This window comes from Streptomyces sp. NPDC000410 (assembly GCF_040300305.1).
GTDB lineage: Bacteria > Actinomycetota > Actinomycetes > Streptomycetales > Streptomycetaceae > Streptomyces.
In genome coordinates this window covers 14067-29731 of the sequence record NZ_JBEPDM010000025.1, presented here as the reverse complement: position 1 = coordinate 29731, position 15665 = coordinate 14067, and the positions used below count along the sequence as shown (strand labels likewise).

17 protein-coding genes are annotated in these 15665 nt (G+C 71.3%); 7 read left to right on the top strand and 10 right to left on the bottom strand.

Features of this window, described 5'->3' with window-relative positions; all coding sequences use genetic code 11:
* Positions 1-330 precede the first annotated feature (330 nt).
* Together ABT342_RS23555 and ABT342_RS23550 are read left to right on the top strand one after the other, a co-directional pair.
* Positions 331-1008: a response regulator transcription factor gene (locus ABT342_RS23555; protein WP_351577187.1), complete on the top strand. Its 678-nt coding sequence runs from the start codon at positions 331-333 to the stop codon at positions 1006-1008.
* A gap of 143 nt (positions 1009-1151) precedes the next feature.
* Positions 1152-2429, top strand: coding sequence for a sensor histidine kinase (locus tag ABT342_RS23550; RefSeq protein ID WP_351577184.1), 1278 nt, complete (start codon positions 1152-1154; stop codon positions 2427-2429).
* Between the two features lie 54 nt (positions 2430-2483).
* Here the strand turns inward: ABT342_RS23550 and ABT342_RS23545 are convergent, their stop codons facing one another.
* Positions 2484-3002, bottom strand: a complete 519-nt coding sequence (locus ABT342_RS23545) for a GtrA family protein (RefSeq protein ID WP_351577181.1) — start codon at positions 3000-3002, stop codon at positions 2484-2486.
* A gap of 173 nt (positions 3003-3175) precedes the next feature.
* Between ABT342_RS23545 and ABT342_RS23540 the strand changes: the two genes are divergently transcribed.
* The 3 genes from ABT342_RS23540 to ABT342_RS23530 are packed head-to-tail and all read left to right on the top strand — an operon-like array spanning position 3176 to position 6045.
* Entirely contained in the window at positions 3176-4315 is a 1140-nt protein-coding gene (locus tag ABT342_RS23540; protein WP_351577178.1) for a 5-(carboxyamino)imidazole ribonucleotide synthase, read from the top strand.
* A complete protein-coding gene (gene purE / locus ABT342_RS23535; protein WP_351577175.1) occupies positions 4312-4836 on the top strand; it encodes a 5-(carboxyamino)imidazole ribonucleotide mutase in 525 nt (174 codons plus the stop codon). Before ABT342_RS23540 ends, purE begins: the two co-directional genes overlap by 4 nt.
* Before the next feature lie 6 nt (positions 4837-4842).
* The gene (locus tag ABT342_RS23530) at positions 4843-6045 is read left to right on the top strand and encodes a dipeptidase (protein WP_351577173.1); all 1203 of its coding nucleotides are present in this window, start codon (positions 4843-4845) and stop codon (positions 6043-6045) included.
* 37 nt (positions 6046-6082) lie between these two features.
* On the opposite strand, the gene ABT342_RS23525 is transcribed toward ABT342_RS23530, so the two are convergent.
* Positions 6083-6631, bottom strand: coding sequence for an acyl-CoA thioesterase (locus tag ABT342_RS23525; RefSeq protein ID WP_351577171.1), 549 nt, complete (start codon positions 6629-6631; stop codon positions 6083-6085).
* Between the two features lie 119 nt (positions 6632-6750).
* Between ABT342_RS23525 and ABT342_RS23520 the strand changes: the two genes are divergently transcribed.
* Positions 6751-8004, top strand: a complete 1254-nt coding sequence (locus ABT342_RS23520) for an LCP family protein (protein WP_351577168.1) — start codon at positions 6751-6753, stop codon at positions 8002-8004.
* Between the two features lie 89 nt (positions 8005-8093).
* On the opposite strand, the gene ABT342_RS23515 is transcribed toward ABT342_RS23520, so the two are convergent.
* From ABT342_RS23515 to ABT342_RS23485, 7 genes are all read right to left on the bottom strand, one after another.
* On the bottom strand, positions 8094-9044 hold the full coding sequence (locus tag ABT342_RS23515) for a hypothetical protein (protein WP_351577165.1): 951 nt from the start codon (positions 9042-9044) through the stop codon (positions 8094-8096).
* Positions 9041-10258, bottom strand: a complete 1218-nt coding sequence (locus ABT342_RS23510) for a protein phosphatase 2C domain-containing protein (RefSeq protein ID WP_351577162.1) — start codon at positions 10256-10258, stop codon at positions 9041-9043. The genes ABT342_RS23515 and ABT342_RS23510 overlap by 4 nt, the downstream gene beginning before the upstream one ends.
* Before the next feature lie 8 nt (positions 10259-10266).
* Positions 10267-10932, bottom strand: coding sequence for a vWA domain-containing protein (locus ABT342_RS23505; protein ID WP_351577159.1), 666 nt, complete (start codon positions 10930-10932; stop codon positions 10267-10269).
* Positions 10933-10952: 20 nt separating this feature from the next.
* Positions 10953-11432: a hypothetical protein gene (locus tag ABT342_RS23500; RefSeq protein WP_351577156.1), complete on the bottom strand. Its 480-nt coding sequence runs from the start codon at positions 11430-11432 to the stop codon at positions 10953-10955.
* 26 nt (positions 11433-11458) lie between these two features.
* Positions 11459-13141: a methyl-accepting chemotaxis protein gene (locus ABT342_RS23495; RefSeq protein WP_351577154.1), complete on the bottom strand. Its 1683-nt coding sequence runs from the start codon at positions 13139-13141 to the stop codon at positions 11459-11461.
* 294 nt (positions 13142-13435) lie between these two features.
* On the bottom strand, positions 13436-13651 hold the full coding sequence (locus ABT342_RS23490; RefSeq protein WP_351577152.1) for a hypothetical protein: 216 nt from the start codon (positions 13649-13651) through the stop codon (positions 13436-13438).
* Positions 13651-13977, bottom strand: coding sequence for a hypothetical protein (locus ABT342_RS23485; RefSeq protein ID WP_351577149.1), 327 nt, complete (start codon positions 13975-13977; stop codon positions 13651-13653). Before ABT342_RS23485 ends, ABT342_RS23490 begins: the two co-directional genes overlap by 1 nt.
* A 179-nt stretch (positions 13978-14156) precedes the next feature.
* Here ABT342_RS23485 and ABT342_RS23480 point away from each other — a divergent pair, with 179 nt between their 5' ends.
* Positions 14157-14390, top strand: coding sequence for a GntR family transcriptional regulator (locus tag ABT342_RS23480; RefSeq protein WP_351577146.1), 234 nt, complete (start codon positions 14157-14159; stop codon positions 14388-14390).
* A 56-nt stretch (positions 14391-14446) separates the two neighbouring features.
* Here the strand turns inward: ABT342_RS23480 and ABT342_RS23475 are convergent, their stop codons facing one another.
* Positions 14447-15604 carry an acyl-CoA dehydrogenase gene (locus tag ABT342_RS23475; RefSeq protein ID WP_351577143.1) on the bottom strand — a complete coding sequence of 386 codons (1158 nt, stop codon included), beginning with the start codon at positions 15602-15604 and terminating at the stop codon, positions 14447-14449.
* Between the last annotated feature and the right edge of the window lie 61 nt (positions 15605-15665).

The following is a 15665-nucleotide window of genomic DNA, read 5'->3' as shown; positions in this document are numbered from 1 at the left end:
CCACGCCCTGCGCGCTGCGTCGCGCGCGGGGCCCGGCCCACAGGTCGTTCACTGTCCCGGGGGTGGTGGTGACCGGTCCCGGGCAGAAAGAAGACCCTTGACGCAACGCGTATGACGCGAATGCGGCCAAAGGTCCCCGTGTAGCGCAAAAAGCGCCTCGCCACCATACGACACGACTACAGGGCATATGGAAGGACTTGAGAGATGGATCACAGGTGATCATGGAACCGTCCGCCCTCTTTCGAAGGTGACCTACAGGATGGCATCCCAGACCCGCAGGGCTTGTGGATCTCCCTCCGGGGTGTCCCTCGTGCGGACTACCATCAGCCCATGACCCGTGTACTGCTCGCCGAGGACGACGCATCCATCTCCGAGCCACTGGCCCGTGCCCTGCGCCGGGAGGGTTACGAGGTCGAGGTCCGCGAGGACGGCCCGACCGCGCTCGACGCGGGGCTCCAGGGCGGGGTCGATCTGGTCGTACTGGACCTCGGGCTGCCCGGTATGGACGGCCTCGAAGTGGCCCGGCGCCTGCGCGCCGACGGGCACACCGTCCCGATCCTGGTCCTGACCGCCCGCGCCGACGAGGTCGACACGGTCGTCGGCCTGGACGCCGGCGCCGACGACTACGTGACGAAGCCCTTCCGCCTGGCCGAACTCCTCGCCCGGGTCCGCGCGCTGCTGCGCCGCGGCGCGACCGAACCGGCCGCCGCGCCCGCGACCCACGGCGTACGGATCGACGTCGAGTCCCACCGTGCCTGGATGGGCGACGAGGAGCTCCAGCTCACGGCCAAGGAGTTCGACCTGCTCCGCGTCCTGGTCCGGGACGCGGGCCGGGTCGTCACCCGCGACCAGCTGATGCGCGAGGTCTGGGACACGACGTGGTGGTCCTCCACCAAGACGCTCGACATGCACATCTCCTGGCTCCGCAAGAAGCTCGGCGACGACGCGGCGAACCCGCGGTACATCGCGACGGTGCGGGGAGTGGGTTTCCGCTTCGAGAAGAGCTGACGGCGTTTCCGGGGGCTCCGCCCCCGGACCCCCGCTCCTCAATCGCCGGAGGGGCTGGATATCGGGCCGCCGCAGGTCCGCCCCGCCCCCGCATACCCTCAAAGGCGTAGTTCGCCATCGCGTCACCCCGCCCGGAGGGCCCCGTGCGTCGTCGTCTCATCAGCTCCACGCTCGCCGTGGTGCTCGTCGTCATCGCCGTCTTCGGGGTCTCCCTCGTCATCGTCGAGACGCGCACCATCAGCAACAGCGCCCAGGAGAGCGTGGACTCCGAGGCCCTGCGCCTCGTCAGCATCGTCGAGTCCAGCGTCGCGGAGCGCGAGCACGTCGACGCCGAGCGGCTCGCCGAGCAGATCGGGACCGACCGGTACGCGGAGATCCGGATTCCCGGGAGCCCCCCGCTGGAGATCGGGAAGCGGCTCGAAGGCAGTGTCATCCGGGCCGAGGTCACCGGCGAGCAGGGCGAGACCGTCCTCGTCGAGGAGTCCCGCTCCACCGTCACCCGCGAGGTGGGCCGTACGCTGCTGATCATCGCCGCCGTCGCGCTGCTCGCCGTCATCGCCGCCGTACTCCTCGCCGTACGGCAGGCCAACAAGCTCGCCTCACCGCTGACCGATCTCGCGGAGGCCGCCGAGCGGCTCGGCTCCGGCGACCCCCGCCCCCGCCACCGGCGGTACGGCGTCCCCGAGCTCGACCGGGTCGCCGACGTCCTGGACTCCAGCGCGGAGCGCATCGCGCGGATGCTCACCGCCGAGCGCCGGCTCGCCGCCGACGCCTCGCATCAGCTCCGCACGCCGCTGACCGCCCTCTCCATGCGCCTGGAGGAGATCTCCGCCACCGACGACCCCGACACCGTCAAGGAGGAGGCGATCGTCGCGCTCACCCAGGTGGAGCGGCTCACCGACGTCGTGGAGCGGCTCCTGACCAACTCCCGTGATCCGCGCACGGGCTCGGCCGTCGCCTTCGACCTCGACGAGGTCGTCAAGCAGCAGATCGAGGAGTGGCGCCCCGCCTACCGCAGCGCGGGCCGGGCGATCGTCTGCTCCGGCAAACAGGGGATGCGGGCCGTGGGCACGCCCGGAGCCGTCGCCCAGGTGCTGGCGGCCCTGATCGAGAACTCCCTGATGCACGGCGGCGGCACCGTCGCCCTGCGCACCCGGGTCACCGGCAATCAGGCCGTCATCGAGGTGACCGACGAGGGTCCGGGCGTACCCGCCGACCTCGGTGCGCGGATCTTCGAGCGGACGATCAGCGGCCGGAACTCCACCGGCATCGGCCTCGCCGTCGCCAGGGACCTCGCCGAGGCGGACGGCGGCCGGCTGGAGCTGCTCCAGCAGCAGCCACCGGTCTTCGCGCTCTTCCTGAGCCGCGAGGCCCGCCGAGCGACAGAACGTCCCAAGGAGCACGAGCGCCCCATCAGGTGAGCGCCGTCAGCCAGGCACGCGGGGAACAGACGGCGTCCAGGATCGGGCAGGGGCTCAGGAACCGACCCGGTCCGGCACCGGCTGGTCCGCCCGCCGCGGCTCGGTCAGCAGCATCTCGGCCGCCTGCACGGTCTCGCGCGCGGGCAGCGCCCGGAACACCCACGTCCGGTAGGACCAGAACCGGAACAGCGTCGCCACACCGATCCCGAACACCTTGAAGAAGTTGCTCTGCAGCGGTCCGTCCCAGTCGAAGCCGTACGTCGTGACGTACAGCACGCCGTTCTCGATCACCGCTCCGACCGCGCTGAACAGCAGGAACAGCGTCAGTTCCTTCGTACGTCCGCTCTTGTCACGGTCCCGGTACGTGAAGTAGCGGAAACCCACATAGTTGAACAGGATCGCTATGAACGTCGCCAGCAGACTGGCGCGCACCATCGGGATCTCGGTGTTGTGCCGCAACAGGTTGAAGGCGGCCATATTGACGAGGACGCCCAGAGCGCCGACGGCGCCGAACTTGGCGACCTCTCGCGCGAGCCGGTTCAGCCGCGCACGCAGTGCGCCCCGTTCGCTCATGGTGATCGCTGGCCCCGTCCGGTCGGCATCGTCGAAACGTCAACCCGACCACTGTAACCAGCACCCCCCGGAGTTTCCCGGTGGACGATCGCAAAGAGGCCCCTCGGCCGGCGTCCGGGCTGTGGCATCGCCCAGCTGCGGGACCCCTCCGTTTTGGCGGATACCCTGAGAGGGTGACGTTCCCGGTAGTCGGCATGGTCGGCGGCGGTCAGCTCGCCCGTATGACCCACGAGGCGGGTATCCCCCTCGGCCTCAGATTCAAGCTCCTCAGTGACACCCCACAGGACTCGGCGGCCCAGGTCGTGAACGATGTCGTCATCGGCGACTATCGCGACCTGGAGACGCTGCGCGCCTTCGCACGCGGCTGCGATGTGATCACTTTCGATCACGAGCACGTACTGACCGAACACCTGCGGGCCCTGGAAGCGGACGGCATCCCCGTCCGCCCGGGGCCCGACGCCTTGGTGCACGCCCAGGACAAGGGGGTGATGCGCGCCAAGCTCGACGAGATCGGCGCGCCCAGCCCCCGCCACCGCATCGTCGCCGACCCGGCGGACGCGGTGGCCTTCGCGGCGGAGGTCGGCGGCTTCCCCGTCATCCTCAAGACCGTGCGCGGCGGGTACGACGGCAAGGGCGTCTGGTTCGTTCGTACAGAGGCGGACGCGGCGGAACCGTTCCGCGCGGGCGTCCCCGTCCTGGCGGAGGAGAAGGTCTCCTACCGCCGGGAGCTGGCCGCGAACATCGTCCGCTCCCCGCACGGCCAGGCCGTCGCCTACCCCGTGGTGGAATCGCGGCAGGTCGACGGCGTCTGCGACACGGTCATCGCCCCCGCGCCCGACCTGGACGAGGCGCTCGCGGGCCAGGCCCAGCAGCTCGCCCTGCGCATCGCGAAGGAGCTCGGCGTCGTCGGCCACCTGGCGGTCGAACTGTTCGAGACCACGGATGGGCGCATCCTCGTCAACGAGCTGGCCATGCGGCCCCACAACTCGGGCCACTGGACCCAGGACGGCGCGATGACGTCCCAGTTCGCCAACCACGTACGGGCCGTACTCGACCTGCCGCTCGGCGACCCGCGCCCCCGCGCGAAGTGGACGGTCATGGCGAACGTCCTGGGCGGGGACTATCCCGACATGTACGCGGCCTACCTGCATTGCATGGCCCGTGACCCGCAGCTCAAGATTCATATGTATGGCAAGGACGTAAAGCCCGGCCGCAAGGTGGGTCACGTCAACACCTACGGCGACGACCTCGACGACGTGCTGGAGCGCGCCCGTCACGCAGCCGACTACCTCAGAGGAACGATCACCGAATGACCACCCCTCTCATCGGCATCGTCATGGGCTCCGACTCCGACTGGCCGGTCATGGAGGCCGCGGCCCAGGCGCTCGACGAGTTCGAGATCACCTACGAGGTCGATGTCGTCTCCGCGCACCGCATGCCCCGCGAGATGATCGCGTACGGCGAGCAGGCCGAAGGCCGCGGCCTCAAGGCGATCATCGCGGGCGCGGGCGGCGCCGCCCATCTCCCGGGCATGCTCGCCTCGGTCACCCCGCTGCCCGTCATCGGCGTCCCGGTCCCGCTGAAGTACCTCGACGGCATGGACTCGCTCCTCTCCATCGTGCAGATGCCGGCCGGTGTGCCGGTGGCCACGGTGTCGGTGGGCGGCGCCCGCAACGCCGGCCTGCTGGCCGCCCGCATCCTCGCGACGCAGGACGCCGACGTGCTGACCCGGATGCGGGAGTTCCAGCAGGAGCTGAACGACCAGGCGACCGAGAAGGGCAAGCGACTGCGTACCAAAGTCGAAGGTGCGGCGGCCTTCGGCTTCGGGAAGTAACGCCCCATGGACTCTTCCGTGGACTTTCTCGGCCAGGCACGAGAGCTGCTGGCTCAGCACCCCGTCGTCGACGGCCACAACGACCTGCCGTGGGGCCTGCGCGAGAAGGCCCGCTACGACCTGGACCGCCTCGACATCTCCGCGGACCAGACCGGCAGGCTGCACACCGACATCCCGCGGCTGCGCACCGGCGGTGTCGGCGCGCAGTTCTGGTCGGTGTACGTACGCAGCGACATGGCGGGCGACGAGGCGGTCAGCGCGACGCTGGAGCAGATCGACTGTGTCGGGCAGCTGCTCGCCCGCTATCCGGGTGACCTGGCCCGTGCTCTGAGCGCCGACGACATGGAGCGGGCCCGGGGCGAGGGCCGTATCGCCTCGCTGATGGGTGCGGAGGGCGGCCACTCCATCAACAACTCGCTGGCCACGCTGCGGGCGCTGCACGCTCTGGGCGTCCGCTACATGACCCTCACGCACAACGACAACGTCGCGTGGGCGGACTCGGCGACGGACGAGCCCGGGGTCGGGGGTCTGTCCCCGTTCGGCCATGAGGTCGTACGGGAGATGAACCGCGTCGGCATGCTGGTCGACCTCTCGCACGTCGCCCCGACGACGATGCGGGACGCGCTCGACACGTCCGTGGCGCCGGTGATCTTCTCCCACTCGTCGGCGCGGGCGGTCTGCGACCATCCGCGGAACGTTCCGGACGATGTGCTGGAGCGGCTCGCCGCGAACGGGGGAGTGGCGATGGCCACGTTCGTCCCGAAGTTCATCCTGCCCGCGGCGGTCGCCTGGACCGCCGCCGCGGACGAGAACATGCGGGCCCACGGTCTGCACCCGCTGGACACGACCGAGGCCGGTATGAAGGTCCAGCGGGCGTACGAGGAGGCCAACCCGCGCCCGGTGGCCACGGCCTCGACGGTCGCCGACCACCTCGACCACATGCGCGATGCGGCGGGCATGGACCACATCGGCATCGGCGGCGACTTCGACGGCACCGCGTTCACCCCCGCCGGTCTCGAGGACGTCGCGGGCTACCCCAACCTGATCGCGGAACTCCTGCGGCGGGGCTGGTCGCGGACCGACCTGGCCAAGCTGACCTGGCAGAACGCGGTCCGGGCGCTGCGCGACGCGGAATCGGTCTCGGCCTCCCTCCGCGCGACCCGCTCCGCGTCGAACGCGACGCTCGCGTCGCTGGACGGCGCCGCCTGACCGTGCCTGCGGGGCGCTCCAGAGCGCCCCGCGGGCGTCAGTCCTCGTAGCCCTCCGCCGCGCGCTTCTCGCGGAGTTCCCTGATCGCTCGGCGGCGGGCCAGCCGGTGGGTCCGGCGGATCTGGGCCTCCTGGTAGCGGCGGTTGTCACGTTCCGTCTCGGGGACGACCGGCGGCACCGGGCGCGGCTTGCCGTCCGCGTCGACCGCCGCGAAGACCAGGTACGCGGAGCCGACCTGCTGCGCGGGCGTCGACTCGTTCCAGCGCTCGGCCAGCACCCGTACGCCGACCTCCATCGACGACCGGCCGGTCCAGTTGACCTGGGCCTTCACATGCACCAGGTCGCCGACCCTGACCGGCTCCAGGAAGACCATCTCGTCCATGGAGGCGGTGACGGCGGGCCCGCCGGAGTGGCGGCCGGCGACCGCGCCCGCCGCGTCGTCCACCAGCTTCATGATCACTCCGCCGTGCACCGTCCCGAGGAGGTTCGTGTCGGAGCCCGTCATGATGTGGCTGAGGGTGGTACGCGAAGCCGATGTCGGCTTGCCCGGTATATCGCCGTCCGGGTGCTGGGCCTGGTCTGTCATGCCCTCCACCCTATGCGCGGGCTCGCGCGCCGGCGCAATGCATCAGCTTCGCAACAGCCCCGGCCCGATTCGACACCCACCCTGTCAGCGGCTCGGCACCGGCCTGCACACTGTTCGGCATGAACGATTGGCCTGATGGATACGGACGCGGCAGCCACGGTGCACCCGAGGGCGCCCGCGCGATGCGCCATGTGCAGCGACGACCGGTTCCGCAGCAGCAGTCGCAGGGGTACGACGACGGCTACGGCGCCGACGCCCCGTACGACAGCGGCTACAACACGGGCCAGGTCTACGGAAGCCCCTCCGGCGGAGGCCACGACGGCTACGGCGGGCAGGGAGGCTACGGCGGCCAGGGCGGCTACCCGCCCCCGGCACCGGCCGGCCGCCCCGCCCCCGACTGGCGGCGCCGTATCAAGGTCGGGTCGATCGTCGTACTCGTCGCCGTGCTGGGCACCAGCATCGGTACGTACTTCTGGGCCGACTCGAAGATGCGCCGTGAGGTCGACCTCTCCAAGGTCATCGACCGGCCCGAGGAAGGCGACTGCACCACGTATCTGATCGTCGGCTCGGACAGCCGCGAGGGCATGACCGCCGAGGAGAAGAAGAAGCTCCACACGGGCTCGGCCGACGGCAAGCGCACCGACTCGATGATGATCCTCGCGGCCTGCGGCAGCGGGAACACGATGATCTCGCTCCCCCGTGACTCGGACGTCGAGATACCGTCCTTCGTCGGCTCCGAGTCCGGCAAGAGATTCGAGGGCACCGGCCGCCGGGTCAAGCTGAACGCCGCGTACGCGGAGGACGGCCCCGAGCTGCTGGTCCGTACCGTCGAGCACAACACCGGCCTGCGCATCGACCACTACGCCGAGATCGGCTTCGCGGGCTTCGCGAACATCGTGGACGCCCTCGGCGGTGTCGAGATGGACATCCCGAAGGCGTTCAAGGACAAGAAGTCCGGCGCCGACTTCCAGGCCGGCAAGCAGACCCTCAACGGCGAGCAGTCCCTCGCCTTCGTCCGCACCCGCTACGCCTTCGCGGGCAGCGACCTGGACCGTACGAAGAACCAGCAGAAGTTCCTCGCCGCCCTGGCCAGCCAGGCCGCCACCCCGGGCACGATCCTCAACCCGTTCAAGCTCTACCCGACGCTGGGCGCGGGCCTGGACACGCTCATCGTCGACAAGGACATGTCGCTGTTCGACCTGGGCCAGATGTTCTTCGCGATGAAGGGCATCAGCGGCGGTGACGGCAAGTCCATGAACATCCCGATCTCCGGCAGCCGCGGCGGCAACCTCGTCTGGGACAAGGACAAGGTCAATCAGCTGGTCAGCCAGATCAAGAACGACGAGACGGTCACGGTCACCTCGGACCGCTGAACCGACCGGAGCGCTGAACCGGCCCCGACCGCTGAACGGACCGGAGCGCTGAACGGACCGCCGGGCACGGGCCCGGCGGTCCGACGCGCTCAGTCCTCCCGCAGGCTGATCGTGCCGCGCTCCCTGGCCCCGTCGAACTTCGACGGATCGACGTCCGGCCGCGGCGCCGGCCGGGCCGCGGCCAGCTTGATGACATCCCGCCCGGCCAGCGCCGTACGCCACTCCCCGAGCCCCGGCCTGCTGCCGAAGGACCCGCCCGCCCGATCGAACAGCCGGCGTACGGCGGCCTCGCGGCGGTCGTCGAGAACCCCCGGCACCGGCGTGAGCGGCTTGCCCGGCGCCGTGTACGCGTCCTGCGCCAGGATGCGGCCCACCGCGAGCGCCGCCTTGTAGCGGTCGCTGTCGACCGTGACGACTCCCGGGGGTGCCTGCGGATCGTTCCAGTCGATCGTGTCCGCCTGCGCGAGCACCGGCGCCCGCCCCGCCTGCCGGGCACCGTCGCAGTCCAGCAGATACACGGCGGGACCCGGCCGGACCGTCCACAGCACGTTCGCCTGCGAGAGGTCGCCGAGTACGAGCCCCATGGCGTGCAGCCGGTCGATCAGCTCGACCACGGCCACGGCGAGGGCGTACCGCTCGGCCGGCGAGGGCTGGACCACCGCCTGCCACGCCGCCTTCGCGGGGCGCAGCAGATACGCCAGCTCGGTCAGCTTGGTGTCACCGCCCGACGCCCGCCACGCCATGGACTCCGGCGCGCGGTGCATCAGGAAACCGGTCACGCGATCTCCGTCGGTGACCCGGCACAGCGGCCACGCGGCACGCTCGTCCAGCCAGTCCCGGTCGGCCGGATCCAGCCCCCGCCTGACGCCCACCAGCGCGGCGAGGGCGTCCCCGTCGGGGTGGAGCGTGGGCCGGTACGCCTTGTAGAGCACGCCCGGATGCCCGTCGAGGACATGCACCTCGCCCTGTCCGCCGTCGCCCACCCGGTCGAGCAGCCGAAGCGTCGCCAGAGGAGTGTCGATACCGTCGTCGGCGCTCACGCCGTCTCCTCCCAGAGGCACACGACCGTGCGGTCGTCGTCGTACGACTTCGCCCGGAACTGCGTCTGCCAGAGGAAGTCGACGGGCCCGGGAACCGTGCCGCTTCCCCAGGCGGCGCGCAGGAAGTCACGCATCTCCTGTTCACCGGCCAGCGGCGAGGACAGGCCGTCGGTGCTCAGTACGTAGACGTCGCCCGGCGCGGCGGGGCCGAGGACGCGTGCCTCGGCGTGGCGCGCGGTGGGCAGCGCGGCGGTCCTGGTGTCGATGACGCCGTCCGTGGCACCATCCGTGGCGCCGGACTCGCCGAGCGGGTCGAGGTCCCAGACCTCACCGCCGCGCAGTACGGCCAGCCCGCCGTCGCCGACCGCGAAGAACCCGCGGCCCCTGATCTCCGGGTCCACGGGCACCAGCAGCGCCCGAAGCGTGGTGGAGAAGGCGGACGGCTGCTCGCCGCGCTCGGCCGCCAGTCGGTCGAGCGCCTCGGCCGTGCGCCCGACCGCCGAGCTGACGAGGGCGGTGAGCGTGGTGTCCGCGCCGTCCCGGACCGCGTGGACGAGCTGCTCGGCGCACGGGTCGAGGAGCCCGGCGATCATGCGGCAGGCCGTGTTGGAGCCGATGTGGGAGCGCTGCGCGCTGCCCACTCCGTCGGCGACGGCGAGCAGCAGCAACGTGTCGTGCGGAGCGCCGCCGCCGAGCAGGGTGACGCACAGCGCGTCCTGGCGCGGCTCGCGCTCCCACCGGTGCGAGTCGCCGCGGACCGAGGCGGCCCGTACGGTCAGCGCGCCGTGGGTGGCGCCGTCCACGACGAGGTCCGGGAGCACGGCGGCGTCGAGGTCGTCACGCGCCGACAGCAGCCGCCCCGGCCGGGGCGGGTAGGTCGGGGGGCGCGTACCGCTGTGCGCGGGGTTGCCGAGCACGGGTACGGGGGTGGGGGCGGGGGGTGCGGGGGCTGCCGGTTCTGGGGCAGCCGGTGCGGCCACCACGGCCGCGGGCAGTTCGGCGGGCAGCGGCTCGGACACGGGCTGCGGCTGCGGCTCGGGTACGGACCGCAGCTGCGGAAGGGGCCCGCCGACCCCTACCGGCAGCACTTCCTCGGGCTGCGACCGGTATACGGCGTCAAGGTCGTCCGGGACGGGCGAGTTCTCCGGCTGAGTCTCCAGCGGGCTCTCCGGCGAACTCTCCGGCGGGCTCTCCAGCGGGTTCTCCTGTCGCACGGCCGGCCTCAGAGCTTGTCGAGCGACACGGTGGAGAACCCGGGCACGGTCTCGTCCACGGCCAGCTGGAAACCGCCGCTCCCGTCCGCCGGGATGCTGCTCGCCGACCGCACGATCGAACGGGTCAGGCTCGCCGCGAACTCGCGCAGCGCCTGCGCGGGCGACACCGAGGTGTCCTGCTGCATGAACGCCCGGAAGTTGGCGACGTGCCCGACGGTCGCCGGGTCCGCCTCGCCGATGCCGAAAGCGATGATCTTGGGGCCGTAGCGGGCCTCGACGAGTTCCTTGTGCGCCTGCCGCCAGTCGTCGTCCGTCGGGATGCCGTCGGAGAGGAAGAAGACGACGGGGCGGTAGACGTCGTGCCCCTCCGCCTTGAGAGCGGCCACATCGGCGTCGATGCAGCGCAGCAGCGTACGGAACGCCTCCCCGTACGCGGTCAGTCCGCCCGCCGCCAGGGCCGGCAGCGAGTCGATGTCGCTCAGATCCACCAGCGGCTGGAGGACCTGGGCCTCGTCGGAGAAGCCGATCAGACAGAACCGGGTCTTGTCGGCGACCGTCGGGTTCGTGCTGATCTCCTGGTGGAGCGCGGGCAGGGCCTGGTTGATGCTCTCGATGGGATCTCCGTTCATCGATCCCGATTCGTCGCACACGAGGTAGAAGGGAAGGATCTGCATGCTCACGCACCTCCGGTAGTTCAGTAGCTGTAGAAGTAGATCTCGATGTCGGCGTGTCCTCCGGAGGCGCCTCCCTTCCAGAAGTCGCGTGTGGTCGCGCCTTTGAACATGTCCGGACGGGCCTTCTCCAGCAGGGAGTTGACCTCGTGGGCGTACTCCCCGCCGGGGCCGGGATCCGCGTGCCGGCCGAAGGTGAGGACGAACGCCGCCTGCCGCCCCGCGTGTGCGGCGGTCGCCCGGCGCAGCCGGTCGATGATCCGGTCGCGGTCGCCCGGAGCGGCATCGATGGAGAACTTCACCGGCTTGCGCAGCACCGCGCGGGGGCCGGTGGGAGACGGCTCGGGCGTGGGCTTCGGGGTCGCCGACGAAGACGCTCCCGGCGTCCTGGGCGCCTCGGCGGCCTTCACCGGGTCGCCCTGGTCCCCCATCACCACGAGGGCGAGGACCAGCAGCATGTCGGCGAAGAGCCACCCGGCCAGGTGCAGCGGATTGAGCCGCATCCGCCGGCCGCGCCGGGCCGGGGGCCTCACGGCGCGTCGGCCGACGTCACGGCGGTGTCCGCCTCCGCCGCCGCGGCCTGCCCCCGCCCGGCCTTGCGCCTGGGGGAGCCCTGCCTCGTGGACTCCAGCGACAGGGGTTCCAGACTTACGGCCTCCTCCGCACCGGCCTCGCGCCGGTCGTCACGCCCGGCGGGCTCGCGGGAGTCACGCCGCCCGGAACCCCGAGCGGACTCCCGGCCGTCGACCCCGTCGGCCCCACGCCGGTCGTCACGCCCGCCGGGCTCGTGCGAGTCACGCCGACCGGAACTCCGCCCGTCGGAGCCACCCTCCTCGGAACCGCGCCCGCCGGGCTCGTGCGAGTCACCCGCCCCCGTGCGCTTCGCCATCGATATGGCGGTGCGCACCGACGGCCGCCCGGTCGAGTGCCCGCCCGGGACGTTCGCCGTGGCGACACCCGTGTCCCCGGGCGAGCCCGGGGACACGGGTGTCGCAGTCCCCGGTTCGGCCACCGGTATCGCACGCAGTTCGGTCGCGAGTTCGGCGAAGCGTTCCGCCGCCTCGCGCAGCGCCCGGGTGTGGTCGTCGAGGCGCATCATCGTGTGCTGGGAGGTGGCGACGGCCTTCGCGGTCTCCTCCGCGACCTCGGAGAGCCGGTCGAGCAGTCGTGCCGACACGTCCGCGGAGACCTCGGTGCCCGTCGTGAACGAACGCTGCGCGGCCGCGAGGGTGTGGACCGAGTCCTCCACGCGCTCGCCCGCCCGGCCCAGCGCCTCGCTCACGTCGCCGCTCGCGGCCCGTACCCGCTCCAGCGCGTCGCGGACCACGATCCCGCTGCCGCTCACGGCGGCCTCGACCCGCTCGCCGACCTTCTCCAGCGGGCCGGCCAACGACGCGACCGCCGTTCCGATCTCGCTCGCGGTCTTCTCCAGCGGGCGTACGGCGGTGTCGACCGAGGCGAGGCGCCGCTCGGCGCTCTCCACCGCGCCGCCCACCGTGGCCGCGGCGGTCGCCAGCTGCTTGTGCGCCTCGACCGCCTTGTCGGCGAGCTTGCCCAGGGTGGTCGCGGTACCGCTGAGTTCGGCCGCGAACCGCTTCGGCGAGGTCAGCCGCTCCTCGTTCAGCAGCAGCTGCACCTTGGTCAGCAGAGGGACGAGTCGGGCCAGCAGATCATCGGCGGCGCGCTGCGCCGCGTCCTCCCGCCGTTCGACGGCGGCGCGCCGGATGCCGTGCACGAGCGCCAGGACGAGCAGGAGCAGGATCGCCCCGGTGGCGGTGCCCGCGACGTGCCCGAACGTGAACCAGCCGGTGAGGCGGCCCTCGAAGCCGGTCTGCCACAGCTGGAGGAACGGCCGCCCGGCCGCCTTGGGATCCGCGCCGATCAGCGTCTCGTACGCGCCGGCCGCCTTCGTCAGACCGAACCAGGTGAGCAGCAGCGGCACGAACACCAGAGCGCCGATCCCGGCCTCCAGCCACGACCAGTACGGCTGTTCCCGCTCGTTGCCGCCGACGCGGGTCACGCTCTCGGGACGGGCGTACGCCTGCAGGAGGTCCAGCTCGGTCCACGGCTCCAGATCGCCGTCGCCGATGCCCTGGAGCGTGTCCGCGAGCGATTTCAGCTCGTCGCGCCTGGGCGCGATGGCCGGCAGGTCCGCGACGTCTCTGAGCTGCTGGGCGATCACATGACGATCCGCCAGGGCACCAACGGGCATTCCCACCCCCATGAAGGACCACGGACCGAGGGCGTATCCGTTCCTGCCCCCACGACAGGAACCCCTCGAACGCGCTCACCGCGGAGCGTCACCGAGGCCCGCGGCGGGCGCCGATGCTAGCGCACGCCTCGGCGGGCGGAGCATGGGCTCCAGCCACTGAGACATCCGATCATCGGATTCAGGGGGGGCCTGATGAGGGAAAACAGCCGGCTGCGCGCCTCATCCGGCGGCAGACGCACGAGGAGGCACCCCAGGGGGCTTCCACGTGCGTCAGCGCCGTAGGAACAGAGCGTGTCAGTCGGCCTGCTCGACCTCCCTCAATGCCCGCCGCCCCCAGCCCGATTCGAGAACGTCGAACACGTCCGGCGGCCTGGGCAGGTCCGGTGCGCACCCGGGGCACGCGTACACCGTGAAGCCGGGCCCCGAGCCCGCGTGCACCTCGGAGATCACCACCGGGTCCGTGGTCAGTTCCTCGCATTTCACGCACATGCGGGCCGGTGGGCGGGCCATCACGCCGCTCCTCGCGCGCCGACGAGATGGGCGTCCAGGTCGATGCCGAAGTCCGCGGCCAGCACGAGGGCGAGCCGCCGCTCGCGTCGGCGGGCGCGCTCCTCGTGGTCGCGGAGGTAGGGGCGTACGAGTGGGCTGTCCGCCCCGTTGAGCGGCGGCTCGTCCAGCCCGTACGGCGAGCGGTGGGCGGGAGGCCAGGTTGGTGAGGGCGGCGCCTGCACAGACGGCAGCGGGTGAACGCGAAGGGGCGGCGTCGCGGTCGGCGTCGGCCGGGTGCCGAGCCGCCGCCTCGCCCAGCGGGCGAGCGCGCGGATAAGGTCTGCCACGTCGGTCTCCAGTTCAGATCGGCCACGCCCCGGGACGGTTGCCGCCGTCGCCGGGGTCCTTCGTGTCGAGCGTACCCGCAACCGCGTCCCTCTGCACCCCACTGCGTCCTACTGCGTTCCGACGCGGTAGGACGCGTTCGTACGATGCCTGCCGCGCAGCAGCGCGGCACGGTGGAGAGATGAGCAACGGTCTCCCGCAGTACGAGTACGTGAAACTGGCGGACGCGATCGCCGCCGACATCGCCTCCGGGAAGCTGCCGGCAGGCGCTGCCCTGCCCGGCGAGCGGGCCATGACCGAGCTGTACTCGGTCAGCATCGGCACCGTCCGGCGAGCGGTCGCCGAGCTGCGCTCGCGCGGACTGGTCGCCACCCTGCCCGCGAAGGGCACGTACGTCATCGGGCAGCCCGAATAACACGAAACGGCCCCGGCTGAGCCGGGGCCGTTCACGTAGCCGCAGGTCAGGCAGGGCTACGGCAGGTTCCGCGCCATCACGATCCGCTGGACCTGGTTCGTGCCCTCGTAGATCTGCGTGATCTTCGCGTCGCGCATCATGCGCTCGACCGGGTAGTCGCGCGTGTAGCCGTAGCCGCCGAGCAGCTGGACCGCGTCCGTCGTGACCTCCATGGCGACGTCGGAGGCGAAGCACTTCGCCGCCGCGCCCTGGAAGGTGAGGTCGCTGTCGCCGCGCTCGGACTTGGCCGCGGCCGCGTACGTCAGCTGGCGGGCGGCCTCGATCTTCATGGCCATGTCGGCGAGCATGAACTGGATGCCCTGGAAGTCGGCGATCGGCTTGCCGAACTGCTTGCGCTCCTGGACGTAGCCCTTGGCGTAGTCGAGGGCGCCCTGGGCGATGCCGAGGGCCTGGGCCGCGATGGTGATGCGGGTGTGGTCCAGGGTCTTCATGGCGGTGGCGAAGCCGGTGCCCTCCGCGCCGATCATGCGGTCGGCGGGGATGCGGACGTTGTCGAGGTAGACCTCGCGGGTCGGGGAGCCCTTGATGCCGAGCTTCTTCTCCGGGGCGCCGAAGGAGACGCCCTCGTCGGACTTCTCCACGACGAAGGCGGAGATGCCCTTGGAGCGCATCGAAGGGTCGGTGACGGCCATCACCGTGTAGTACTCGGAGACGCCCGCGTTGGTGATCCAGCGCTTCACGCCGTTCAGGACGTAGAAGTCGCCGTCACGGACCGCCCTGGTCTTCATGCCGGCCGCGTCGGAGCCCGCGTCCGGCTCGGAGAGGCAGTACGAGAACATCGCGTCGCCCTTGGCGAGCGGGCCCAGGTACTTCTTCTTCAGGTCCTCGGAGCCGGAGAGGATCACGGGGAGCGAGCCGAGCTTGTTCACGGCCGGGATCAGGGATGAGGACGCGCAGGCGCGGGCGACCTCCTCGATGACGATCACGGTCGCGAGGGCGTCCGCGCCCGCGCCGCCGTACTCCTCCGGGACGTGCACCGCGTGCAGGTCGGAGGCGACCAGCGCGTCGAGGGCCTCCTGCGGGAAGCGGGCCTCCTCGTCGACCGCGGCGGCGAAGGGCGCGATCTTCGCCTCGGCGAGCGAGCGGACCGTCTCACGGAGCATGTCGTGCTCTTCGGCCGGACGGTACAGGTCGAAGTCTTTCGATCCCGCCAAGGTCTCTCACTCCCCAGAAATGCTAACTACCGTTAAGTAACCCAATTTTAGACGGTCGTCC

Coding starts and splice junctions, on each gene's coding strand:
- ABT342_RS23555 (WP_351577187.1), top strand. CDS start 331: ATGACCCGTGTACTGCTCGCCGAGGACGACGCATCCATCTCCGAGCCA.
- ABT342_RS23545 (WP_351577181.1), bottom strand. CDS start 3,002: ATGAGCGAACGGGGCGCACTGCGTGCGCGGCTGAACCGGCTCGCGCGA.
- purE (WP_351577175.1), top strand. CDS start 4,312: ATGACCACCCCTCTCATCGGCATCGTCATGGGCTCCGACTCCGACTGG.
- ABT342_RS23530 (WP_351577173.1), top strand. CDS start 4,843: ATGGACTCTTCCGTGGACTTTCTCGGCCAGGCACGAGAGCTGCTGGCT.
- ABT342_RS23525 (WP_351577171.1), bottom strand. CDS start 6,631: ATGACAGACCAGGCCCAGCACCCGGACGGCGATATACCGGGCAAGCCG.
- ABT342_RS23520 (WP_351577168.1), top strand. CDS start 6,751: ATGAACGATTGGCCTGATGGATACGGACGCGGCAGCCACGGTGCACCC.
- ABT342_RS23505 (WP_351577159.1), bottom strand. CDS start 10,932: ATGCAGATCCTTCCCTTCTACCTCGTGTGCGACGAATCGGGATCGATG.
- ABT342_RS23500 (WP_351577156.1), bottom strand. CDS start 11,432: ATGCGGCTCAATCCGCTGCACCTGGCCGGGTGGCTCTTCGCCGACATG.
- ABT342_RS23495 (WP_351577154.1), bottom strand. CDS start 13,141: ATGCCCGTTGGTGCCCTGGCGGATCGTCATGTGATCGCCCAGCAGCTC.
- ABT342_RS23490 (WP_351577152.1), bottom strand. CDS start 13,651: ATGGCCCGCCCACCGGCCCGCATGTGCGTGAAATGCGAGGAACTGACC.
- ABT342_RS23480 (WP_351577146.1), top strand. CDS start 14,157: ATGAGCAACGGTCTCCCGCAGTACGAGTACGTGAAACTGGCGGACGCG.